Here is a 22343-nt window from a genome sequence, read left to right as displayed (position 1 = left end):
AAAAGACTGCGCCATGTCCAATGCCGGATCCCGTCCTGTCATTCCTCGCTTGCGTATCGGGCTGATCGTAGCCCCGCGCTTCACCCTGTCGGCTTTTGCCAACTTTGTTGATGTTTTGCGTCTGGCCGCCGATGAAGGGGACCGGTCTCGCCCGATCCGCTGTGAATGGCGTATCCTATCCCCCGACCGTCGCGCGTTGCGATCTAGCGCCGGAATCGAGGTCCAACCTGATGGTCCCTTGCGGCAACCGGAGGCCTATGACTATATCGCCGTAGTGGGAGGCTTGTTGGGGACCGGTGCAGAATTGGGGCCGGACTATCTCGCTTTCCTGCGTGAGGCACGAGACAAGGGGGTTCCGCTGGTCGGCATATGCACCGGTGCCTTCATTCTGCACAAGGCCGGGCTGATGGAGGGCTACCGCTGCTGTGTAAGCTGGTTCCATCATGAGGATTTTCTCGACCAGTTTGGTGGCCTGACCCCGGTATCCGACCAGATTTTCGTGGTCGATCGGGATCGACTGACCTGCTCAGGCGGCGTCAGCTCAGCCCATTTGGCTGCCTTTCTGGTGGATCGCCATGTGGGCAAGGCGGAGGCGCAAAAGAGCCTGCATATCATGATCATCGATGAGGCCCAGACTGAGGAAAAGCCCCAACCCGGTTTGCCATTGGAGCTTGCCACCAGTGATCCGATGGTGCGGCGGGCGCTGCTGCTGATGCGCCAGCGGCTGACGTCGCCGATGCGAATGGATGATCTTGCCCGAATGCTCAAGGTGAGCCGCCGGACGCTGGAGCGCCGTTTCACAGAGGCCCTGGGTCTCAGTCCGGCAGAAGCGGCCCTTAAAGTGCGCTTGTCCCACAGCCGGATGTTGCTGCGGCGCGCGGAGGCCAGCATCACCGAGATTGCAACGGAAACCGGCTTTTGTGATGCCTCCCACTTCACCCGCAGTTTCGTCAAGGAAGCCGGGATGACACCCAGTCACTATCGCGACCATGCCCGCCGCGTCTGAAACCCTGACGCCTGTTGATCATCCTGTATCAAGACGCCATACACACAGGACGGACCGGCGATCAGGTACGGCTCAGGCTGAATGTCTGCCAGCCCGAGACCAGTGCCAGTCATATGCTTGCAAGATCGAGCCTGAGATTGTCAGGCCGCGACTTGGTCGTCCGTATCAGGGCGACTGAAATTGACTTCGCGGGTTACCTGCCAGCGGCCATCCTCGAAGAGAAAATCAATGCTCAGATCGATCTTCATTTTAGGCCCTCCGACGGGAATTTTTCGCGAAATCAGAACATGGCCGCGATCCCCATTGACCGTGAGGCTGTGGATTTTGGCCCATAGATGCTCTTCCGGTATCTTGTCCTTGAAGGCTTCTTTCAGTTGCGCCATGAAACCCTGTTTCTCAAGGGTCACCAGTCGTCCATCGATGCTCAGATCCATCACCACAATGTCTTTGTGGTAGATTTTGTCCAGCTCTTCCATGTTGGCGCTGACGCCATATTTCATCAGGTCCTGCACCTTGTCCTGCAGGGCTGCGCTTGTCTTCTCGGTCATGATGTCTCCTATAAAGTCAGGCATATGTGCCGTTGACGGGGGCGTCTTTCATCGGACCACGCCGGAATCCAATGCCTTTGGCAATGAATGGCAGGCTGGGCCGTGAAAACGGAACATTCGAAATGTCGATGATTTGGGTGTGGCCAGTTTCGTCGATGACGAACAGGCCCGGCTCTGCAAAGGGCGCTTCGACATCGATGCCGTTGCGCGGACCGGAGACATAAAGCCCCAGCTCCTGCATCTGGGTGATGGTCATTTCATAGGCCACGTCAAACTGGGGCGACACGTCTGCCATGTGGCCGATCGCTCGCTCCTTGCTATCCGCCGAGGCCGCAACAACATCCACCCCTAGCGCATGCAAGTCCGGCAGAACCGCGTTGAGCTCTCTGAGATAGGTGGTACAGATTGGACAATGCTTGCCGCGATAAACCAGCACCAGCATCCAGTCAAAGCCCTGCCGAGGTTTGGACAATGTGCGCCGACTGCCGTCAAGCACAGGAAGATCGATCACCGGAAAGACCTCTCCGGCGGTGAGTTTTTTACTAGTCATTTCGGATCACCTTCTATATATATTGATCAATACATAATTCGAAAGCCACATCATCGTCAAGGAATATATATTGAACGATACAAAAAAAATTGGTCGCCCGCGAACCTTCGACTGCGATGAGGCCTTGATGAAGGCCATGACTGTATTTTGGGAAAAGGGCTATGATGGCGCGTCCTTGCGCGATCTGACGGGTGCGATGGGCATCACGGGCCCCAGCCTCTACGCGGCTTTTGGCGACAAACGCGCACTCTATCTCAAAACCATCGATCACTATTGCGCGGCCGATGCTTGCGCTCCACTCGTCGCGATCGAGAAAGAAGATGATATCGAGAAGGCGCTGCGCGCCTTTCTGACTGAGGTCATCCACTCAGCGACTGGCCATCAAAGCGGCGCAAAGGGGTGCTTTCTCGCCTCCAGCGTCATTGCCTCTGCCGGGCATGTCGAGGGGGTGGTTGAACGGGTCGGCGCTGCGATCACGAATGCAGAAGCACGCTTGACCGCGCGGTTTGAAAAAGAAGTCGAGAAAGGCACCTTGTCACCCACCTTCCCTTGCCGGGAACGGGCTGCATTGTTGTTTGATATGAGACAAGGCTACATGTTTCGCGCCCGCGCGGGCTATTCCAGTGCGCAAATGTGCGATCAGATTGACGAACGGGTGAGAATGTTGCTTGACGAACCAGTGGATTGAGGGCGCGGTGCCCCCTTCCAATCAACCGAACTTCAGATCATGCGCCAGTTTTCGCAGCCATGCATGACGGATTTCGCGGCTCGATGACAGAGTCTGCGAGAGAAGCTTTCTCTCTTCAGCGCTGTTGGCAAATTCGTAAATGTCGACGGAACGCGCCAAAGCCTTTTGTATCGCCTCTCCATATTCGGGCGTTTCGACCTGCGGCTTCAACCATCTGCCGCGGTGATGGGATGGCGTTACCTTTTCAGATCGATTGGCGCAGTGATCCCAGAAGGGCCAGGACACCGAGACATTCTTTGCTCCGACCTTGCCCGACATCGCTTTCCAATCGTCTGATTGCTGCCAGCGATAGGTATTGGGCGAGTTCTTTTTACGGTTTGTGATGCCGATGAAACCAAGCCTGCGTTCAACGATGTTCCAGTCTGCCTTCTGGTGTTCCGCGAGCCTTTTGTAAAGTGCAAGCAAGTCTCGGAACGTGCCCCCCGTGCTGACAAAGTCGACAAACCGCAGCGCTCGTTTGGAGGCAGTCAAGCTGAGCGGATCGATATTGAGCTCGATCAGGTGATCAAGCAGCGCAACCACTTCCCGATGCTTGAAGTCGGGCGGCCCGGTCCTTGCCGTCCAGCTCTGGTTTTGAAGGGCTTTGGAAAATTGAAACAATGTCAGGCTGGGCCGTTGCTCCAGATCCTGAAAGCTTCCATTGAGATAGTCAAACAGATGCTCAGGTGAGCGGCCCACAAAAACCAGATCACACGCATCAGAAAATGCGATGACCTTGGCGGATATCGCGCGCACGTCCTGATAATATCCGTCCGGGATATCCGCCTTCGGATGATTGGCGAGGTCCCCGAGCTGTTCTCGTTTCGACAAGTCCCACCGAAAGGGAATGATTGGGCTACTGGAAATTGACATTGTTGCGAATGTCCGTTGCTCAGTTTGTCTCTTGCTTGAGCACCATCGCCCAGCAAGCCCGGTTGTTTTGCTTGATGCATGCGCTTGTGTTCATCGACGTCCAGCGTCAGTGTAACGGTGCCGGTGAAGGAGGTCGATGCAAAAAGCAAAAAACCGAGATACCCGCTCAATCATCTCGATGCGGTTGCGGTAGTTTCTGGCTCTGGCAGTTGCGATATTCGGATTGTCAGCATCCTCTGTTTGGTGGACCAATTGGCGGCAGGGCCGGTACAACCTTACCAAGCGCGCACGTCGCCTTAATACTTTTTGCCTAGTCGCCTTCCTTCTATCCAGTTGGTTTCGGAATATTTAACGCGTTTACGCAGCTTCGCTGAACAGTGTTATTTGACAATACCTTCCAGTATATACAAATACTTTCAAAGATTATACTCACACAACCTTAACTATACATAATTGTACGGAGAAGTTGTGGAAATTCCACTTGGTAAATACACGCATTTCTAGATTGTTAAATTTTCAATTATATGACTATTACATAGATATTATTGCGATGCGTGCGAGGGTCAATATGGCATCAGAGATCAAACCAACGGGGGTGGAGCGTCATTTCGACGCCGCCGAGATGCTGGTCAGTAAAACTGACACAAAGGGACGGATTACCTATTGTAATCAACTCTTTCGAACGATTGCCGGGTATGGAAACAAGGAGCTGCTCGGCAAACCGCATAGTTGTGTTCGCCATCCCGAAATGCCTCGTGCTGTTTTCAAACTCTTGTGGGGTGCCCTTGAGGCCAAACGCGAGATTTTCGCCTATGTGAAGAACATGTCCAACAATGGCGACCATTATTGGGTGTTTGCGCATGTCACGCCTTCCTTTGGCGCAGATGGAGACGTGGTCGGGTATCATTCGGCCCGTCGCGCACCGAACCGGGAAGTTCTCACCAAGGTGATTGAACCCCTTTACGGCAACTTGCTTGAACTTGAAGCACGCCAGAGCAACCGGAAAGCCGGATTGCAGGACAGCAGCAACCATCTTGCCAGCATTCTGGAAGAGCAAAGGACGACCTATGATCAATTTATCCTCACTCTCTAAAATGCGTTGGAGTGTTCTGGTTGCCTTGGGCCTGAACCTGACGGCAATCGGTTCGTTCATTACCGGGCTGGGCGGAGCGGCTTTTTCATTGGTCCTGTTGGCCCTCTCTAGCGCCTTGTTGCTGGTTGGTGTGTGGCAAAACCACAAAACCAGCCAATCAATCAACCATGTCTCCACCATCGCCAAGCGTGTTGGATATGGTGATTTCGAGCAACGGACAAATGAGAATCTCGATGCTGGGGATCTTCGTGTTCTGATGACATCGGTGAACTATCTGGTTGATAGCTTTGATACCTTCATGCGTGAAGCGGTGGCATCTTCGAACGCCTTGTCTCAGAACAAATATTATCGCCGTATCCAGCTCGAAGGTCTGAATGGAAGTTTTCATGCCTATGCGGGGCAAATGAATGGTGCAATCTCGCGTGTGCAAATGCGCATCAATGACTTTGCCGAGAAAACGACCCACTTTGAAGATGCCACGAAAATCATTGCCGCCAATCTCTCCGAGGCTGGCGATCAGATGAACTCGACGGCCACTGAAATGACCAATAGCGCCGCAAACACCAATGAGCGGGCCGCGATTGTCGCTTCGGCCAGCCATGAAACGTCGGTCAATGTGCAAACGGTCTCCGCCGCAGTGGAAGAGCTCAGCGCGAGTTCTCAGGAAATCGGCACCCAGATCGAACGCTCCGCTCGCGTGGCAAACAACGCCGTCAACGAGACACGGCAAGGTGAGGAAAAAATCCAGAGTCTGGCCGTGGCAGCCGATACGATCGGCCGAGTGGTGGAGCTCATTTCTGCCATTGCCGCGCAAACAAACATGCTCGCCTTGAATGCAACCATCGAAGCGGCCAGAGCGGGCGAAGCCGGCAAGGGATTTGCCGTCGTAGCTGGTGAAGTCAAGGATCTTGCCGGTCAAACATCCAGGGCCATTGATGACATCACGCTTCAGATCCAAACCATTCAAGCCGCAACACAAGAGGCTGTCGCCACCTTTGGCAATGTCTCCCGAGTGATTGGCGAGATGGAGGAAATCACGGCTGCCGTTGCCGCCGCTGCGGAACAGCAAAATGCAGCGACAGCAGAAATTGCCCGGAATGTGGAAGAAGCCCATACCGGCACGGAGCAAGTCGCGCAGAATATCAACAATGTGTCCCAGAATGCAGAAGAAACGGGCCACGCAGCGGACTTCGTCCTGCAATCGGCCGACCGGATGACGAAAGACGCAGCAACCCTGCAGCAGGAAGTCGCCAGCTTCATTCTCGGTCTGCGACAAGGGCCTCTCGACAGGCGCGTAAACAATGAAACAAGTTATGAGGGCCCAGAGCGCAGGGCTTCCTAGCAGGCTTTCATAACTGAAGACCAATCAGGACCGCATTCCGACAAGAATGCGGTCCTTTTTTGCTCTCACTCCAGCAAGCGCCAACAGGCTCGCTCCATGTCCTGACGCAATCCTCACTTCAGGCATCAATCCATTTCAGAATTCGGTCCAGGAGTTCCCTTCGCCGCCCGCTTCTCACAAAGACGAAGCAAAATCCTGACCGGATCTTGTAGTCAGTTGCCGTGCACCGAGCTGGATTGGTTTCGACGATCCGGGCAAAAACAAACCGCGCAAATTGCTTTGCGCGGTTTGTGTGTTTTGAGTGTTCTGTAACTTCGTCAGGCAAGGCCTATGCAGAGGCAACCTCGTTCAGGAAGGTCTCTACCTGTTGCGTCAAGGTCTCGGTTTTTTCACCCAAAGCGGCTGAGGCCTGAAGAACCTGATCCGCCGAACGGGATGTGTCATTGACCGCCTCAGCAAGGCCGGTGATGTTGGACGACACGCTGGCCGTGCCTCTTGCAGCCTGCCCGGCACTCAACGAAATCTCGTTGGTTGCTGCCCCCTGTTGATTGACCGACGCGGCAATGGTGGCGGTATATTTGTCAACTTCCTCCATCGTCTCGGTGATGGCGGCAATCGCAGAGACCGTTTCTTCGGTCAGAGACTGGATTTCATTGATCTGTGAGGAGATCTCCTCAGTTGCCTTGGAGGTCTGGTTCGCCAGCTCTTTCACTTCTGCGGCGACGACTGCAAAGCCCTTGCCAGCCTCGCCCGCACGTGCGGCCTCGATGGTCGCATTGAGCGCGAGTAGGTTGGTTTGCTCGGCGATGGCCTGAATAAGGCTGACCACCTCACCGATACGCAAGGCTGACGAGGAGAGCCCTTCAACCTTCTCATTGGTGGCTTGCGTGCGCTCGCCTGCCCGTCTCACCACTTCGGTCGTTCTGTTGACCTGTTCCGAGATCTCGGAGATCGACGCCGACAATTCTTCCGCAGCAGAGGCCACAGTCTGCACATTGTTGCTGACCTCGGATGACGAGCCTTGGGTGTCATCGGCGCGATTGGTGGAATCTCTGGCAATATTAGTCAGGGCAGTCGCCGTGTTGTTGAGATCGCCAGCCGTGGAGCCGACCGCGGCCAGCAGTTCATGGCTGGAGCGATGGAAGCCGCTGATCAGCGCCTCGATATGCTTCTGCCGTTCAATCTGGGCGGATTGCTCTTGAGCTTTGGCTTGTTCCAGCTTCACCCGTTCAAGGGCGTTTTCCCTGAAAATGCGCACCGAATGCAGCATGGTGCCGATTTCATCCCGCCGGTTGGACGGTTTGACATCAATGTCCGTATCGCCATCGGCCAGACGCAACATCGAGGCGGTGATATTGATAATCGGCTGAGCAATCAGCTTGATCAACAGAAAACTGACCGCGATGGTGAGCAGAATTGCCACCCCGCCTGCAGCTGTCATCAGGGTGATGTTGCGGCTGCTTTGGGTTTCTGCCAGCTTCTGCGCCTCGATGGTGTAGCGCTCGACATGGTCTGCTGCAAGCCGGGAGGTTTCGACAACCCGCTTGGTGGTCTCGTCAAACTGGACCGTTGCATCCTGCAGGGACTGGAAAGCCGCTTTCAGATTTTCAAGGCCCGTGGGCAGGTCTTCGTGGCCTTTCTTGCCCAGAATTTTGGCAAAACCGGTGGCCTTTTTGAGCGTTCCCTCAACCTTGGCCGCCATCTCTTCGGTCGGTACCAACCGATAGCGATCCGCAGCCAGAGTTGCTGAATGAATGAGATTCGAGAAATTGTGCACCAAGCCGCCAATCACACGGGCTTTGGAACGGTCATTGTCTTTTTCGGTCTTGATGGCCATCTCTTTGGCCACTTCGTCGGCCAGCACATTGTTCAGCTCAGAGGCGTATTTGACCATGATCTTGGCGTTATCAACGAGCAGGGAATAGTCCGCTGATGGGCCATCCTGCGCCACGGCCTTGTCAAACTTGTAGAAGGCTGTGACGATGGTGCTGACCTGTTTCTGAGTGCTCGGGGCACTGCCAAAATCCGTCATCGACTTGATGGAGGGGCGAACAGCTTCGAAGGACACTTTGATTTTGTCCACGGCTTGCTGGGTCAGGAAAAATTGCTCGGTCAGCACCTGATGAATCTCAAGACCGGCGGAGCGCACATTGCTGGCGCTGTAGAGCATCTTGCGCGCACGATCGAGATTGACGAAGACATTGCCCGTTTCGCGTTCAGCGGCATTGATGGCGTCGGCACTGGCTTGTTCGGCCTTTGAGGAACTGGTGTTGAGTTTGTCGACGATTTCGACGAGTTCTCTGGATGCCTTCTCGACGGCGGCCTGAGAGCTACCCAATTGGTGCACTGCCTCTTTCATCGCCTTGATGTCTGCGGCAATCTGAGCGTCACTTTGGTTGTTTTCGGAGCTGATCTGGCCAAGCGCTGTGTCGAGATTTTCGACCGCATTCTCTATCCGATCCGGTTGCTTATTGAGAATGAACTCGGAGATCGAACCGGTCGCAGTGTTGACATGAATGAGGATGTCCGTGGCCGCTGTCGTCTGGGTAAGAGCGCCGCTGATAGATCCGATGCCGCGTACCCCCACAAGGGCAATGGCGATCACAAAAACCGCGAGCAGCGCCATGCCAGCGCCAATTTTCGTTCCAACCGAATGCAACCGGTTGGTCGACTGATGTTTTGCTTGTTTGCCTGGTTTGGACATCCGCTTCCTCCGTCCGAATAGTATGCGCCAGACACTAAAGTATTTTACCTAATTGTTCGTAAATCTCGGCTGATTAACACTGTTTTTGACAATACTGCATAATGTTCATTTCAAATATTTATTTACCATATCCTTATATTATTCAGACATATCCATAATTCTGCTAAATTTAGGACAGAAGGGCGCTTTCCCGATTCTAGAAATGGTTGGCTCCAAGCCATTCAAATCCTACACAGACTCTTCGAGTTGGCTTTTTCCTGTCTGTTTTGTCTTGGCATATCTGCCTCAAGTCGAGACCTGCCAAACAGTCTGTGATTCATAGGAATGGGTGACGCGTTGAACATCATCCATTCCCCATCGCTTAACAGCAAGCGGTTCAGGATCGTTACTTCATAATCATCCCGATACAGACCTTTACTGACCTGCAAGTCAGGTCTGTCAACAGAATCTAGCCTGCGCTTTCAAGCGCCTCACTCATTGCCTTGAGCATCACATGGGCGGATTCTGCTCCAGGGTCGATGTGGCCAACGGACCGGATTCCGAGTTTTTTGGAGCGACCGCGCCGGCTCTCCATGTCTCGCGTTGCATCTGCCCCCATCCGGGCACCATCGCATGCGGCCCTCAGCACGATCGCCGGATCGTCCGTCGTGCCTGCGGCCTTGCGGGCCGCTTCTGCGGCGGGCATCCATGCATCGATCATTGTCTTGTCGCCTGCACTGGCACCACCCCGACCGAGGATGCCGTTGAGCATGCCTTCAACCCAAGCGGCCATCGCGGCGCCATCCAGATTGAGCCGGTCAACCACAGTCTTGCCTGCGGTGTTGAAGGCACCGGCATAGAGCGGACCGGAGGATGCGCCGACAGCATCAAGGAATGCCTTGGCTGCCTTTGTGCATGTCAGTGTGATGGTGTCGTCTGCGGGCGCGACATCAAGGGCCTTGATCACGGCCCGCCAACCGATATCCATGGTCACACCGTGGTCTCCGTCGCCAATGACCCCGTCCAACTCACTCAATCGATCCCGCTCTTGTGCAATTGCGGCTCCGGCCGCCAGCATCATGACACGAAAAATTTTAGGCGAGATTGAACCGCTCGACTTGAGTGATGCACGATCGACCGCATCGGCACGGCTTGTTCCCTCATAGGTCCGCACTGTTCTCTTCGCTCCGTCAATTGGACGTGGGGCCGCCCCAACCGTCAGAGCCGGGGTCCGGCAAGGATGATCGAGAAGGGATTTCAGATCCTCATCCAGTTTGAGCAAGGTCACGGACGCCCCGGCCATTTCCATTGATGTGCAATATTCGCCAACCCATGAATAGTGGATCGTGACCCCTTGAGCGGCCAGGATCTGGGCGACCCGGCGATAGATCACGTAAAGCTCCATCAACCCTGTGGCACCAAGGCCATTGACAAGGACTGCGACTTCATCCCCTGCCTTTGGCTTCATTTCGTTGAGGATCAGGTCCATCAATTCATTGGTCACGTCATCGGCCCGACCGACTTTTGCCCGTCGCATCCCCGGCTCCCCATGGACGCCCATGCCGATTTCCATCTCATCGGGTCCGATGTCGAAGTTGGGCTTGAGGGTCTGGGGCATGGAACAGGCCGAAAGCGCCACACCCATCGACAGGGTCGCCGCGTTGGCTCGGTTTGCCGCGGCAACCACCTCATCAAGTGAACGGCCCTGATCGGCAGCGGCACCGGCGATTTTGAAGACAAAAAAATCACCTGCTATGCCGCGACGCTCACCAGCTTTCTCCTTTGGCGCAGAGGCCACATCATCGATCACAGCAACGGAGCGGGCGTCAATGCCAAGTTCTGCGCATTCCTCTGCAGCCATGTCGAAATTGAGCACATCACCGGTATAGTTGCCATAAAGGAAAACCACCCCTGCTCCGCCATCCGCAGCCATGGCGGCCTCTTTGATATGTTCCGGTGAGGGTGAGGCAAAGACATTACCCACGGCCGCTGCATCGGCAAGCCCGCGACCAACATAGCCGGCAAATGCTGGCTCATGGCCTGACCCACCGCCCACCACGATACCAACCTTGCCATCGCGTGGGCCATCGACCGCGACAACCGCTCGCCCTGTCGCCCCTTCAAGCTTCAACAAATCGGGATGTGCCAGAATCATGCCTTCAATCATTTCGGGAATGATGTCTTCGGGCGCGTTCATCAACTTCTTGGTTTGGTGGTCCTGTGTCAGTGACATGGTTGTCCTCCTCAAATGTCTTATCTGGCATGGCCAGTCATCCGGTTAGGCAGCACATCTGTCAGCAGACAGTTGTGGCGAAGCAGACAGATGATCGTTCAGGTGCGGGGCAGAATGCTGCGAAGGTAATCTCGGTTGCGGGCGGCAATGGTCAGGCCATCGCCACCGTAATGCTCACAGAGGAAAGCGCTTTTGAAGCCGTGTTCCAATGCAAGCTTGACCGCGGCACGATAGTTGATGGTGCCTGCTTCCATCGGTGCGGGATGGGACAGAAACGCACCGGTTACCGGGTCCTCGACGCGAATATAGTTCTTCACGTGCCAATATTTGAGAAAAGGCGCAAGCTTGGCCATCATGTCCTGCCAATGCTCCATGGGCCGATGCAAGCGGATGAGATTGCCGATGTCCGCGTTGATGCCAACATTGGGCAGATCGACGGCTTCGACGAAGCTGACCGCCCCGTCCGCCGTCCCGATATAGGTGTCCTCATACATCTCAAGAGACACCTCAACGCCCTGCTCGGCCGCGTGCTTTCCCAGTTCCCGGATCCGCTCCACGGCCAGCGCATAAATATCCGGATTTTCGGGATTCTTCTCGCCGTCCACGGTCCAGAACCACAGTGCCTTCTGCTGGGCTGCGGTCAAGGGACCAAACAAGCCGAAGCTGACCTCCCCTGCCCCGATGCTGCTCGCCGTATCGATCACCCGATGGCAATAGGCGAGATTATCGTCACCATTGACCGGATCAATGACACTGCGACGGGATGTTGAAATGGCCGGGATCGTGAGATTAAGAGATCGGGCAACCCCGAGGAACTCATCGAGCCGAGAGGGTTCGAGATCGGCAATCCGCAACCAGGAATCCGTCGGGTCCAGCTCTGAAAATCCTGCGTCGGCCACCTCGGCAAGCGTCTCCTGCCAATGGTCGGCAGGCATATCCTGAACCAGCCGACCGTCGGCGAGCCTGTTTGGAAAGGGGATCATCGCTGCCGCTATGGGCCAGTTATCCCGTGTCCATCTGTATCTGCCCATGAGTATCCTCGTGATCTTTGCGATTGAAGCGTCTGGTTGTGTGCCTTGGGCGAGGCCCAAGGCACCTCGTTAGGTGGTGCTTTCGGGTTCGGCGATTGGCTCTGCAACTGCCTTCTTCTTGCGCCTCCGACCGAAAATCACAGGGCCAAAGAGCGCCAAAGCGGTCAGCAGAATGAAGAACAGGGACAAAGGTCGCGAGAAGATCAGCCACCATTTTTCGTCCAGCATGACCATTGATTGACCGAAGCGGGTTTCGAGCATGCCACCAAGGATGAGTCCGATAGCCAGCGGAACGACCGAGAAACCGTAGCGCCGCATGAAGAAACCGAGGATGCCCGCGCCCAGTGCGATCCAGACATCTGTCATGGACTGATCAAGCGCATAGGCACCGATGATCGAGAAAGTGAAGACAATCGGCCAGAGGATGTTGATCGGGATCAGGGTCACGCGTGCATAAAGCTTGGCACCCCAGAGCCCGACAAAGAAGAACAGGCAATTGACCAGAAGCATCGCCCAGAAGATGGCAAAGGCGAAGTCAGCCTGCTCGGTGAAGAGCGTCGGCCCTGGACGCAGACCGTGAACCATCAGGCCAGCCAGAATAACCGCAGCGGTCGGGCTGCCCGGAATGCCGAGCGCCAGCGTTGGCACCATCGCTCCACCGGTGGCAGAATTGTTTGCCGCTTCCGATCCAGCGATGCCTTCAATGGAGCCTTTGCCGAATTCCTCGGGGGTCTTGGACCAGCGCTTGGCTTCGTTGTAGCCAATCATCGAGGCCACCGTTGCCCCTTCGGCTGGCAGAATGCCAATGAAGGTTCCGATACCGGTGCTGCGCAGAATGACTTTCCAAACCTTGCGATAGTCGGCCCGTGTGGGCAGCTCAATGGCCTTCATGGTGATCTGGCGACGCTTGACATGAAGCTTCTCAGCCTGGAAGAGCAGCTCCGAAATCCCGAACAGGCCAATCATCATCGGGACGAAGCCAATGCCTTCGGACAACTCGTTAAGGCCAAAGGTGAAGCGTTCGATCGACGTCAAATGGTCGATGCCAATGGTGGCAAGCAGAACCCCTGTAGCCCCTGCCAGCACATTCTTGACCGGCGAGCCATTGCCAATGGTTGCCAGCATGGACAAGCCAAACATGGTCAGGGCGAAATATTCCGGTGGTGCAAAGTTATAAGCGACGCGGGCCAGAAGGGGGGCAGCCAACATCAGACAGATCACGGAGACCACGCCACCGATGGTGGAGGACACCGCCGCCATTCCCAAAGCGCGCCCGGCCTCTCCCCTTTGGGCCAGAGGATAGCCATCCAGACAGGTCGTGGCACTGGCCGAGGTGCCGGGTGTGTTGATGAGAATGGCCGTGATCGCACCGGCAAATGTGGCCGCACAATAGACCGTCGTCAGCACGGCGATTGCCGCGATCGGTTCCATCGTGATGGTAAAGGGCAGCAGCAAGGCGGCGCCAGTGGTCCCGTTCAGTCCGGGTAATGCACCGATCAACACGCCACCCAGCGTGGCGAGCAGAATGAGCCCCAGGAGATTGACGTCCGCCAAGGCTAGCAGACCGTTGAATGCAGCATCCATGAGTATCACCCGTACCAGAAGTTCGTCAGAAGGCCGCGCGGGAACCGCACCTCAAAGACCAGATCAAAGAGGAAGAACGCCCCGAGCGGGACAAGGATTGCAACAATCGCAATCATCGCAGGGCGACGCTCACCCCACAGAATTGTCAGACAGCCGCCAAACAGACTGATCCCGAGCATCAGGTCAATCTGAGCGATCGCCACAAAGCCGACCATCAACGCAATCGTCTTCCAGACAATGCCCGACAAGGGATCAGGCGTCTTGTCCTTGTCCCAGATGTACAGGGACAGAGACAGCAGGATGATCAAGCCGATGATGAGCTGCGGGAAATCCGATGGCTGGATACCGCGTTTGAGAATGGGGGGAACACGATCGAATTGCGTCGAAAGCCAGAAAGCCAACGCACAAAATGCGATGATAACAGTTGGAATAGCGTAGTGAGATAGTCCGTAACGTGAAGGTCGGGGATGACCTTGATCGGATTGCATGATGGAGCCTCTTGAACTTTATCTGCAACCAAAAGGCACAGCGCACAGCAAAAGGGAGACACCGCAGTTGGGCGTCCAGATGCGCCATTGCTCTGATTGACCGGCATGTCGGAAGCTGCCCGTTCAGGAACGGGGAAGCAGAGCGCGATGATACTTGGCTTGGGGGACAGGCATCATCGCGCCCCTTGTCAGTTTACTCGATAAAACCCAGTTCCTTAAGGGCGGTCCTCATGTCGGTATCCATTGTTTTGAGCTGTTTACCCCAAACTTCGGCACCGGCAACAGAGGTGCTGTCGAGGCCAACCGATTCAAGATAGCCCTGATAGACACCGCTCTTCATTGCCTTCAGCAAAGAATCTTCGATTTTCTTTGCCACATCATCCGGAACATCCTTATGCACGACGAAACCACGCACCGTGGAGAAACTGACATCGATGCCCATTTCCTTGGCGGTGGTCACATCTGGCAGACCGGCCATGCGCTCGTCGGCAAGAACCACAAGCGGACAAATATCGCCAGCTTCGATCTGGGAACTTGCCTCAGCCAAGTTGAGAACGGCAGACTGAACGGCCCCGGCGATCAGCTGGGTTGCGAGCTCGGCACCACCGTCGAAAGGAATGATTTTTGGTGTTTTCATGCCACCCTTGATGGTGAACATGAAGGCGGAGACGTCATCGATGTTGCCCAGATGCGTCGTACCATAAGCGATGGGCGCTTCCTTCTGAGCCGCAACAAAGGCTTCTGCACTATCATAGGCACCGCATTTGACCATCAGGATCTGAGGATCGTCAGTCCCGCGGGCAATTGGACGAATATCGTCAAGGGTCATCTTGGTTTTGCTCTTGGCGATCGTTGCCGAATGACCGATCGTGAAGGTCAAAATCGAGTTGCCGTCCGCTGGCTGATCGAGATAATAATCCATGGCAACAGCACCGCCGCCACCCTTTTTGTTGACGACAACCATGTCCGCACCCAGTTCACGGCGCGCCTTGATCATCATCATCCGGGTTGTGACGTCAGTCCCGCCACCATTGCCAGCATGGGTGACAACTTCGATGGTGTCAGCGGGAAATTCGGCAGCATTGGCTGCCCCCCCCACAAGGGCGAGTGCAATCACGGATGCAGTCGCGAGAAAATGTTTCATTGGTCTTCCTCCCTTGGGTTGCAACACCGAACAGCGTTCGGCGGTTCAAAAGTTAATTCTCTACGCCGCTTCCCATTTCCGATCAGGATCAAGTGCCTGGGAAACAAGCTGGGATAGCGGCTCACCACTGGCTTTTCTGGATCCTCCCTGATCCATAAGAGCCAGTTTCCGGCCAAGATTGACCGCATTGCGCGTTGCACCAAGATCGGCAATGCCCTTGCCGGCTATGTCATAGGCAGTGCCATGCGCTGGTGTGACGATTGGAAACGGATAGTTGGCGATGAGGGTGACCCCGCGATCAAAGCCGATCAGTTTCATGGCGATCTGCCCCTGATCGTGATACATGGTCATCACCGCATCAAACTCACCGCGGGTCGCCCGGACAAAGACCGTGTCTGACGGCACCGGCCCGGTGGCCAGAATATTGGCGGCCTGCGCCCGTTCGATGGCTGGCTGGATGATATCGTCATCCTCGGTGCCGAAATTGCGCCCGTCGCCCGCATGGGGGTTAAGGGCAGCAACGCCAATCCTGGGGGCTTCGTAGCCGGCAGCCTTCATGGTTTTGTCGGTTAGGCAGAGGCTGTCAAAGACCCTGTCCTCGGTGATCCGGCTGGCAACCGCGCTCAGCGGAATATGGGATGTCACCCGGGCATTCCAGACTTCATCCAGCACGTTGAATTCACGGCCGCTTTCCTTGGGATGGATCGTCGCATCAATGAAGCCGATTTCGTCGACATAATCCGCCTGAGCCAGACGCATGGCGGATTTGTTGAAGGGCGTGAAGAAAACAATATCCGCATAGCCCGCATTGGCGGCCAGCAACACGGCGCGGAAATTCTGGACCGATGCCAGACCGCCTTCATAGCTGGCCTCACCCTGCTTGATGCTGGCCGGGTCACAATTGGCCAAATCGACCAGAAAGCTGCCTTCCGGCAGAGGGCCATCCAGCTGATCCATGGTGACAGTGGGGATATTGATCTCGACGCCAGCAATGGCGGCGCCCTGTTCGAGAATGCGACGGTCAGCGAAGATCATCAGATCGTCTGCATTGGCACTGGGATCTGCAACAATCTTTGCCGCCAGCTCGGGACTGATGCCACCAGCATCCCCGATCGCCATTGCCACTCTCAATCCTTTGTCCATGCGTTTCGCCCTTCTTTGCGATCTGCCAACACCAAGTCTTTCAGAGACTCTTGTGATGACGGTCTGCCTAAACTTTCAAAGGGAATGCGCCTAATCGCAACGCGCCACAGCCTGTGTTGTCACACAGGGCAAATGCCAGATTGCATAGCCTTGGACGGATCTTGCCTTTCCAGTTTCAGGCACCGAGATGATCGTCCATTTCCTCCCTTGTGTAATGTATAATGCATAATGTATGAGTAACGCAAGGCTCGCCTTTCATTTTTTTTTCGCTATAATCCGGTTGCTCAAACTTACGTTGGAGGAAGCTTTGCAAGAACTGACAGTGCATTCGGCTAGACCGGTCGCCATTGAGAAGCTGGCATTACACGATCAAGTGGCAAACCAGATTCGCGACATGATCATCGAGGGATATCTGAAACCTGGTTCGAGAATCGATGAAGTTGCTCTGGCGAATGAATTGGGCGTGTCCCGCACACCCTTTCGCGAGGCGCTGCGCACCCTTGCCGCAGAAGGACTCGTTGTGTCCCAACGCTCCAAGGGGTGCGTTGTTCGGGAGTTCACAGCCAAAGATGTGCAGGACATGCTCGAGTTTCTGGCCCATATCGAGAAACTCGCCGGGCGACTCGTTTGCCAGAAGGCATCGGACGCAGAAATCGACAATTTGCTCGCCATTCATGAGCAGATGCTTGAATTCTGGAACAAACGAGACCGGATGCCCTATTACAAGCTCAATCAGCAATTTCATTCGAAGCTGTCATTGTATGCTGGCAATGGTGCATTGTCTGAAACGCAGGCGAATCTGCAGGCACGCCTCAAGCGCATCCGTTTCATGGGCAATCAGGACACTGACTTCTGGGACGATGCGGTGAGCGAGCATCAGGATATGATAGATGCCTTGAAGGCACGCGACGGAGACCGGCTTGGCTCCATCCTTGAAGAGCATATTCTCAATTCCTGGATGCGCGTCAAACACCTCTTTTAGAGGACGCGTTGGCTGTGAATGTCTATGCGTTTATGCTCACGGCAACCATTGGCGAGCCGCTCCTGATACTGGCGAGCCCCTCCTGCTACGCATCAGACTGGAAAATATTACCGACTTCAACGCCAACCGAGCCAAGCGGGCAATCTCAGTAAGGGCTTGATGGCCTGAAGGACGCCGAGGCATTCGCAAAGCGGATTGAGCCAGAGATCAGGCGCATAAGCGCAAATGACTTGCGCATGATCAACGATACAGATCGGCCCGGCTTGGCGGCAAATTAGCCGGGCCCTTGGGATTTTTGCTGACAAGTACCTGATAGAGACGGGCCGAGCCGCGTAGGAAGGCAAGGGATGACCCGGCCAGATAGGCGGTCCAGATGCGATAGACTTCCTCACCCGCCAATGCCACCGCCCTGTCACGGTTGGCCTCCAGTCGATCAAGCCAGAGTTTTGTGGTTCGCTGATAATGCTCCCGCCAGCCTTCCACATCCATCACCTCGAACTTGTTTTGCTCAAGGCTGGCAATGGTCCGGCCCAGATCGATCAGTTCGCCACCGGGAAAGATGTATTTCTGTAGCGCACGCTGCTCGGGGCGCGAGGAAAAACGCTTTTTCCCCTTCTTGGCCTTGCGGGATATGGCGTGGTTGAGAAACAGCCCCTTGTCGACGAGAAGGCGGTTGATGGTGGCGCAATAGGTGTCGAGATTGTCTTCCCCAACATGCTCCATCATGCCAACCGAGGCGATCTTGTCAAAGGGGCCTTCCAGATCGACATAATTCTTGAGCTCCACACTGACGCGGTCTTCAAGACCCCTTGCCTTGATCTGTTCACGAACATGGGCCAGTTGGGCCTCGGACAGGGTGATGCCGTGGGCCTGCACGCCATAGGTCTCGGCCGCATGGAAGATCAGGGCACCCCAGCCGCAACCAATATCGAGGAACCGTTCGCCCGGTTTGAGGCGCAGCTTGCGGCAGATCATGTCGAGCTTGTCACACTGGGCCTGATCCAGCGAATTGTTCCAATCGGTGAAATAGGCGCAGCTATAGAGGCGCAGCTCATCAAGAAACAGCTCGTAGAAATCGTTGCCGACATCATAGTGGAACTGGATGAACGCGGTCTCGTCGCTCTTGGGTCGGCTTTTGCCATGGTCACTCTCGTCTCCGGAAAAGGACCGGCTGGCGTCGAGTTTGACACCGGGAGAGAAGAGGAAGGCAGTGAGGAAAGACAGGATGATGCTCTTTGATATTGTCTTGAGGCGTTTACGCGAAGGGGTGAAGGCGAAGAGCAGCCCCACATCATAGAGTGTGCCACCCTTGATCTCGATGAGACCCTTGATATAGGGGCGGATGATGCGATCAAGGCCGGGGCGGCGCAGCAACGAGGCGATAACGCCCGGATCGGCAATCCGGATGATCAGGTCAGGGGCCGGGTTGCTGCCCAGAGACACTCTGGTTCCATCCCAGAGTTCAATGGCGATGTCGGCATCAAGTGCCTTGGCCACTGCGTCAAGAAGGGCAAGGGTCGCCTTCCGTTGCCTTTGTGTTGCTTTTTGCCCTGTCATGATGGCCCTGTCTGTTCGCTCCGCATGCAGAGACTGCATGTCGGTTTCGATGGTGATAGGCTGCCACTGTCACCGGAATATGGCAATGAGCGAAATTCGATGACCTGCAGTCTGTCCTATTGGGCCCTCCGTTTTCCCAGCGTTAACGGGTTGAGCAAGTCACCGGGAGAAAATCCAAAGAGCCGTTCTGGTTCGCTCCAGAAGTTTGTCACAGCCTTCCAGTGAGGGCGCGTTGAAGGGATCAGAAGGGGTGAGACGCAAAGGTCTTGGGCTTTCGGTCCTGCCACATTCGCTTGGGCGGATGTGGCAGAACTGACATTAACGGATACGCTGTTCGTCCTGATCAAACAAACAAATATGGTTCTTGTCCACTCCGAGGCCCAGCATGCTACCGCGTGGTGAGATGGCGCCTCTCTCCACATTCACTGTGCAACTCTTCTCACCGATATTGCCGTAGAGATAGCTTGCCCCGCCAAGGAATTCAGAGAAGCCGACATGGAAGGGCACTGGCGGTTGGCCATCTTCCGACAAACGCCAATGTTCTGGGCGAATGCCGACAAAAACGGGTGTCCCATCAGGGGGACGGTTGGTCAAAGCGGTCGTTTCGAGCACTATGCCTGCGACTTCGACGCCATCGGAGCGCATGATACCGTCGAGGAAATTCATCTTCGGACTGCCGATAAAGCCTCCGACAAACATATTGTCGGGATCGTCATACAAGTCGGATGGCGAGCCAACCTGTTCGATGCGGCCATCACGCAGAACCACGATCTTGTCGGCCAGCGTCATCGCTTCGGTCTGGTCATGGGTCACATAGATCATCGTGTTGCCCAGTTTCTGGTGAAGGCGGGCGATCTCAATGCGCATGTCGACGCGCAACTCCGCATCGAGGTTGGAGAGCGGTTCGTCGAACAAAAACACATCCGGATCACGGACAATGGCGCGACCGATGGCGACGCGTTGGCGCTGTCCCCCCGAAAGCTGGCCCGGTCGTCGATCCAGATAGTCGTTCAGTTGCAGCACGTCCGCAGCCTGCTGGACCTTTGCCGCAACGTCCGATTTGGAACGCCCGGCAACCTTGAGGCCAAAGCCCATATTCTGTGCGACCGTCATGTGCGGATATAGAGCATATGTCTGAAAGACCATGGCAATCCCGCGATCAGACGGATCTTCTTCCGTCACATCCTTGCCCGCGATCAACACATCCCCGCACGTCACCTCCTCAAGCCCTGCAATCAAACGCAGAAGCGTGGATTTGCCGCATCCTGATGGTCCGACAAAGACGACGAATTCGCCGCCTTCAATTTCAAGATCCACATCGCGGATGACCTGAACCGTTCCGAAGGATTTGCTGACCCGCTTCAGGCGCACGCCAGCCTGTTTCTGTATGTGATGCAGATTCACTTGCTCATTCATGGTCATGCCTCCCTACGCAACCAGACAAGCATTTCGCCGGGCTCGCGATTATCCCAAAGATAATAGGGGATTGCGTTGAGTTTTGCGGATTTGCGCTCTGGTGGTGCGGTGGTGTAGAGGGCTTCATCAAAGCGATACTCAACCAGCGCATCAACATCGAGAAACATCGTGTCGGGCCAAAATGCAGATCCGGTGGTTTGGATCGAAGCGGTATCCTTGACGACATAGCAATTCAAAGGCGCGTCATGATCTACCCCTTCAACACAATAGACGATCGGCCCCCTTAATAAGGCAACACGGCCCTGATCGTGGGCGATCTGTGTGTTGGCAAAGAGCTTTTGCGGCTGCATGTCGAGCTCGAGTGACAGCTTGTCGCCTGTCTGCCAAATGCGCTCAAGCCGCAGATAGCCCTTGTCCGCTTTGGCTTCGATTGGCGCACCATTCAGGCAAAGAGAATGGCTGCCAGCCCATTCCGGAACACGCAGGGACACTGTGAAGCGGGTGGGTTTGTCGAGATGAAAGCCAAACTCGACAAGGCCATCGACAGGATAGGTTGTGGTTTGCGTAAGGGTCAGACTCGTGCCTGCGACTTGAAGATCAGTCTTGTTTTGGCAATAGAGATGCACGGCAATCTCATCATCGGACACCCCGTAGAAATAGGTGCCAATAGAGGCCAGAAGCCGTGACACATTGGGTGGGCAACAGGGGCAACGATGCCATTGCCAACGATGATGGTGTCCATGGCTTTCCAGCGGGTTGTCGTAGAAGAACTGGCTGCCATTGTCAGACAGACCGGCCAGCACATTGTTGTAAAGCGCCCGCTCCATGACGTCGGAATAGCGCGCATCAGGCTCTCGGCCAAGCATGCGGCTGGCCCAGAAGACAAGAGCCACCGCAGCACAGGTTTCGGCATAGGCGGAATCGTTGGGCAGATCATAATCGAAGGTCAGCCCTTCATTGTCTTTCGATGGCCCAAAGCCGCCTGTGACATAGAGATTTCGCTCGGTCAAATGCTCCCAGAGAGCATTCAGTGCCGGATCAAGACTATCGTCGGAAAATTCGGTCGCCACGTCGGCCATGCCCGCATAGAGATAGGCGGCGCGCACGGCGTGGCCAACCACTTCGCGCTGCTCGCGCACGGGCTTGTGCGCCTGACAATATTCCAGTGTCGAGAAATGAAAGTCCTCTGGGCTTTCGCCCCGAGCATAGGCTTCAGCATCAAAATAGTTCGGCTCCTCGCCGCGAACATCGACAAAGAATTTCGCCAGATCCAGATAGCGCTGTTCACCGGTCACGCGCCCGAGCTTGACCAGAGCCAGTTCCAGTTCGGGATGCCCCGGATAGCCACGTTTTTTGCTCGCCTCAGGGCCAAAGGTCGCGTCGATACAGTTTGCATAGCGACACATGATATCGAGAAATTTGCGTTTGCCCGTCGCATGATAATAGGCGATTGCCCCCTCCATCAGATGGCCCGCATTGTAAAGCTCATGCCGATCCCGAAGGTTGGTCCATCGCTTGCCCGGTTCAATGCGTTGATACCAGGAATTGAGATACCCGTCCTCATCCTGCAAACGGCCGTAGGCGTCAATAATGGCGTCGACCTGTGCTTCCAGTTCGGCATCGCGATGGCGATTGAGCGCGTAAGCCGCTGTCTCGATGCTCTTGCCGAAATCTGAGTCCCAGAACATTTGCGTGGTGACGGTGTTGTTGTGCTGGAACGGAATAACAATGCCGGGATTGGGCAGATCCGGGTCGACCTGCTCCAACATCCGGGCTTTCATGCAGCGATCCAAAAGGATCTTCGCTGTTGTGGTGGCGATCACGTCAATCTTGGGGCCGAAAAAGCCCCCAACGTCAATCTGATTGACCGCAAGCGGACGGAATTTCGCCTTGGGAGGGATGACGCCCGTGGTCGTGTTGGTTTGTTGTGTTTTCATTTTCTT

Annotated in this window: 18 protein-coding genes; 5 read left to right on the top strand and 13 right to left on the bottom strand. The window is 55.4% G+C overall.

Annotation, left to right across the window (positions count from 1 at the left end; genetic code table 11):
- Positions 1–13: 13 nt before the first annotated feature.
- Positions 14–1006: a GlxA family transcriptional regulator gene (locus FDK21_RS16825; RefSeq protein WP_138150034.1), complete on the top strand. Its 993-nt coding sequence runs from the start codon at positions 14–16 to the stop codon at positions 1004–1006.
- Between the two features lie 140 nt (positions 1007–1146).
- On the opposite strand, the gene FDK21_RS16820 is transcribed toward FDK21_RS16825, so the two are convergent.
- A complete protein-coding gene (locus tag FDK21_RS16820) occupies positions 1147–1554 on the bottom strand; it encodes a nuclear transport factor 2 family protein (protein ID WP_138150032.1) in 408 nt (135 codons plus the stop codon).
- A 16-nt stretch (positions 1555–1570) separates the two neighbouring features.
- The gene (locus FDK21_RS16815) at positions 1571–2104 is read right to left on the bottom strand and encodes a peroxiredoxin-like family protein (RefSeq protein ID WP_138150030.1); all 534 of its coding nucleotides are present in this window, start codon (positions 2102–2104) and stop codon (positions 1571–1573) included.
- A 136-nt stretch (positions 2105–2240) separates the two neighbouring features.
- On the opposite strand from FDK21_RS16815, the gene FDK21_RS16810 reads away from it, so the two are divergent.
- Positions 2241–2792: a TetR/AcrR family transcriptional regulator gene (locus FDK21_RS16810; RefSeq protein ID WP_246657605.1), complete on the top strand. Its 552-nt coding sequence runs from the start codon at positions 2241–2243 to the stop codon at positions 2790–2792.
- Positions 2793–2813: 21 nt separating this feature from the next.
- On the opposite strand, the gene FDK21_RS16805 is transcribed toward FDK21_RS16810, so the two are convergent.
- The gene (locus tag FDK21_RS16805) at positions 2814–3704 is read right to left on the bottom strand and encodes a hypothetical protein (protein WP_138150026.1); all 891 of its coding nucleotides are present in this window, start codon (positions 3702–3704) and stop codon (positions 2814–2816) included.
- 568 nt (positions 3705–4272) lie between these two features.
- Between FDK21_RS16805 and FDK21_RS16800 the strand changes: the two genes are divergently transcribed.
- Positions 4273–4797: a PAS domain-containing protein gene (locus FDK21_RS16800; RefSeq protein ID WP_138150200.1), complete on the top strand. Its 525-nt coding sequence runs from the start codon at positions 4273–4275 to the stop codon at positions 4795–4797.
- Positions 4772–6139, top strand: coding sequence for a methyl-accepting chemotaxis protein (locus FDK21_RS21045; RefSeq protein ID WP_171022133.1), 1368 nt, complete (start codon positions 4772–4774; stop codon positions 6137–6139). Before FDK21_RS16800 ends, FDK21_RS21045 begins: the two co-directional genes overlap by 26 nt.
- A 328-nt stretch (positions 6140–6467) precedes the next feature.
- Here FDK21_RS21045 and FDK21_RS16790 read toward each other — a convergent pair whose 3' ends face one another.
- The 7 genes from FDK21_RS16790 to FDK21_RS16760 all read right to left on the bottom strand — a co-directional run bounded on the left by FDK21_RS16790 (position 6468) and on the right by FDK21_RS16760 (position 16445).
- Positions 6468–8843, bottom strand: a complete 2376-nt coding sequence (locus FDK21_RS16790) for a HAMP domain-containing methyl-accepting chemotaxis protein (RefSeq protein ID WP_138150024.1) — start codon at positions 8841–8843, stop codon at positions 6468–6470.
- Between the two features lie 448 nt (positions 8844–9291).
- Complete coding sequence (gene dhaL / locus FDK21_RS16785) at positions 9292–11055, bottom strand: dihydroxyacetone kinase subunit DhaL (RefSeq protein ID WP_138150022.1); 1764 nt, start codon at positions 11053–11055, stop codon at positions 9292–9294.
- 98 nt (positions 11056–11153) lie between these two features.
- Entirely contained in the window at positions 11154–12086 is a 933-nt protein-coding gene (locus FDK21_RS16780; protein ID WP_138150020.1) for a sugar phosphate isomerase/epimerase family protein, read from the bottom strand.
- Positions 12087–12155: 69 nt separating this feature from the next.
- Complete coding sequence (locus FDK21_RS16775; protein WP_114011503.1) at positions 12156–13670, bottom strand: tripartite tricarboxylate transporter permease; 1515 nt, start codon at positions 13668–13670, stop codon at positions 12156–12158.
- A gap of 5 nt (positions 13671–13675) precedes the next feature.
- Positions 13676–14158: a tripartite tricarboxylate transporter TctB family protein gene (locus FDK21_RS16770; RefSeq protein WP_114011502.1), complete on the bottom strand. Its 483-nt coding sequence runs from the start codon at positions 14156–14158 to the stop codon at positions 13676–13678.
- Between the two features lie 193 nt (positions 14159–14351).
- Positions 14352–15302, bottom strand: coding sequence for a tripartite tricarboxylate transporter substrate-binding protein (locus FDK21_RS16765; RefSeq protein ID WP_114011501.1), 951 nt, complete (start codon positions 15300–15302; stop codon positions 14352–14354).
- A gap of 60 nt (positions 15303–15362) precedes the next feature.
- Positions 15363–16445 carry a 4-hydroxythreonine-4-phosphate dehydrogenase PdxA gene (locus FDK21_RS16760; protein WP_114011500.1) on the bottom strand — a complete coding sequence of 361 codons (1083 nt, stop codon included), beginning with the start codon at positions 16443–16445 and terminating at the stop codon, positions 15363–15365.
- 307 nt (positions 16446–16752) lie between these two features.
- On the opposite strand from FDK21_RS16760, the gene FDK21_RS16755 reads away from it, so the two are divergent.
- Entirely contained in the window at positions 16753–17427 is a 675-nt protein-coding gene (locus tag FDK21_RS16755; RefSeq protein WP_246657604.1) for a GntR family transcriptional regulator, read from the top strand.
- A 240-nt stretch (positions 17428–17667) separates the two neighbouring features.
- Here the strand turns inward: FDK21_RS16755 and FDK21_RS16750 are convergent, their stop codons facing one another.
- The 3 genes from FDK21_RS16750 to FDK21_RS16740 all read right to left on the bottom strand — a co-directional run bounded on the left by FDK21_RS16750 (position 17668) and on the right by FDK21_RS16740 (position 22337).
- Positions 17668–18984 carry a class I SAM-dependent methyltransferase gene (locus FDK21_RS16750; RefSeq protein WP_138150016.1) on the bottom strand — a complete coding sequence of 439 codons (1317 nt, stop codon included), beginning with the start codon at positions 18982–18984 and terminating at the stop codon, positions 17668–17670.
- Positions 18985–19302: 318 nt separating this feature from the next.
- A complete protein-coding gene (gene ugpC, locus FDK21_RS16745; RefSeq protein WP_210238822.1) occupies positions 19303–20400 on the bottom strand; it encodes a sn-glycerol-3-phosphate ABC transporter ATP-binding protein UgpC in 1098 nt (365 codons plus the stop codon).
- Positions 20401–20402: 2 nt separating this feature from the next.
- Complete coding sequence (locus FDK21_RS16740; RefSeq protein WP_138150012.1) at positions 20403–22337, bottom strand: beta-L-arabinofuranosidase domain-containing protein; 1935 nt, start codon at positions 22335–22337, stop codon at positions 20403–20405.
- Positions 22338–22343: the final 6 nt, after the last annotated feature.

Source organism: Cohaesibacter sp. CAU 1516, from assembly GCF_005771485.1.
Lineage (GTDB): Bacteria > Pseudomonadota > Alphaproteobacteria > Rhizobiales > Cohaesibacteraceae > Cohaesibacter > Cohaesibacter intestini.
This window is presented reverse-complemented; position numbering and strand designations above follow the sequence as displayed.

What these genes read in the sequence shown, in the direction of transcription:
- FDK21_RS16825 (WP_138150034.1), top strand. Translation starts at nt 14, where the DNA reads ATGTCCAATGCCGGATCCCGTCCTGTCATTCCTCGCTTGCGTATCGGG.
- FDK21_RS16820 (WP_138150032.1), bottom strand. Translation starts at nt 1,554, where the DNA reads ATGACCGAGAAGACAAGCGCAGCCCTGCAGGACAAGGTGCAGGACCTG.
- FDK21_RS16815 (WP_138150030.1), bottom strand. Translation starts at nt 2,104, where the DNA reads ATGACTAGTAAAAAACTCACCGCCGGAGAGGTCTTTCCGGTGATCGAT.
- FDK21_RS16810 (WP_246657605.1), top strand. Translation starts at nt 2,241, where the DNA reads ATGACTGTATTTTGGGAAAAGGGCTATGATGGCGCGTCCTTGCGCGAT.
- FDK21_RS16805 (WP_138150026.1), bottom strand. Translation starts at nt 3,704, where the DNA reads ATGTCAATTTCCAGTAGCCCAATCATTCCCTTTCGGTGGGACTTGTCG.
- FDK21_RS16800 (WP_138150200.1), top strand. Translation starts at nt 4,273, where the DNA reads ATGGCATCAGAGATCAAACCAACGGGGGTGGAGCGTCATTTCGACGCC.
- FDK21_RS21045 (WP_171022133.1), top strand. Translation starts at nt 4,772, where the DNA reads ATGATCAATTTATCCTCACTCTCTAAAATGCGTTGGAGTGTTCTGGTT.
- FDK21_RS16790 (WP_138150024.1), bottom strand. Translation starts at nt 8,843, where the DNA reads ATGTCCAAACCAGGCAAACAAGCAAAACATCAGTCGACCAACCGGTTG.
- dhaL (WP_138150022.1), bottom strand. Translation starts at nt 11,055, where the DNA reads ATGTCACTGACACAGGACCACCAAACCAAGAAGTTGATGAACGCGCCC.
- FDK21_RS16780 (WP_138150020.1), bottom strand. Translation starts at nt 12,086, where the DNA reads ATGGGCAGATACAGATGGACACGGGATAACTGGCCCATAGCGGCAGCG.
- FDK21_RS16775 (WP_114011503.1), bottom strand. Translation starts at nt 13,670, where the DNA reads ATGGATGCTGCATTCAACGGTCTGCTAGCCTTGGCGGACGTCAATCTC.
- FDK21_RS16770 (WP_114011502.1), bottom strand. Translation starts at nt 14,158, where the DNA reads ATGCAATCCGATCAAGGTCATCCCCGACCTTCACGTTACGGACTATCT.
- FDK21_RS16765 (WP_114011501.1), bottom strand. Translation starts at nt 15,302, where the DNA reads ATGAAACATTTTCTCGCGACTGCATCCGTGATTGCACTCGCCCTTGTG.
- FDK21_RS16760 (WP_114011500.1), bottom strand. Translation starts at nt 16,445, where the DNA reads ATGGACAAAGGATTGAGAGTGGCAATGGCGATCGGGGATGCTGGTGGC.
- FDK21_RS16750 (WP_138150016.1), bottom strand. Translation starts at nt 18,984, where the DNA reads ATGACAGGGCAAAAAGCAACACAAAGGCAACGGAAGGCGACCCTTGCC.
- ugpC (WP_210238822.1), bottom strand. Translation starts at nt 20,400, where the DNA reads ATGAATGAGCAAGTGAATCTGCATCACATACAGAAACAGGCTGGCGTG.
- FDK21_RS16740 (WP_138150012.1), bottom strand. Translation starts at nt 22,337, where the DNA reads ATGAAAACACAACAAACCAACACGACCACGGGCGTCATCCCTCCCAAG.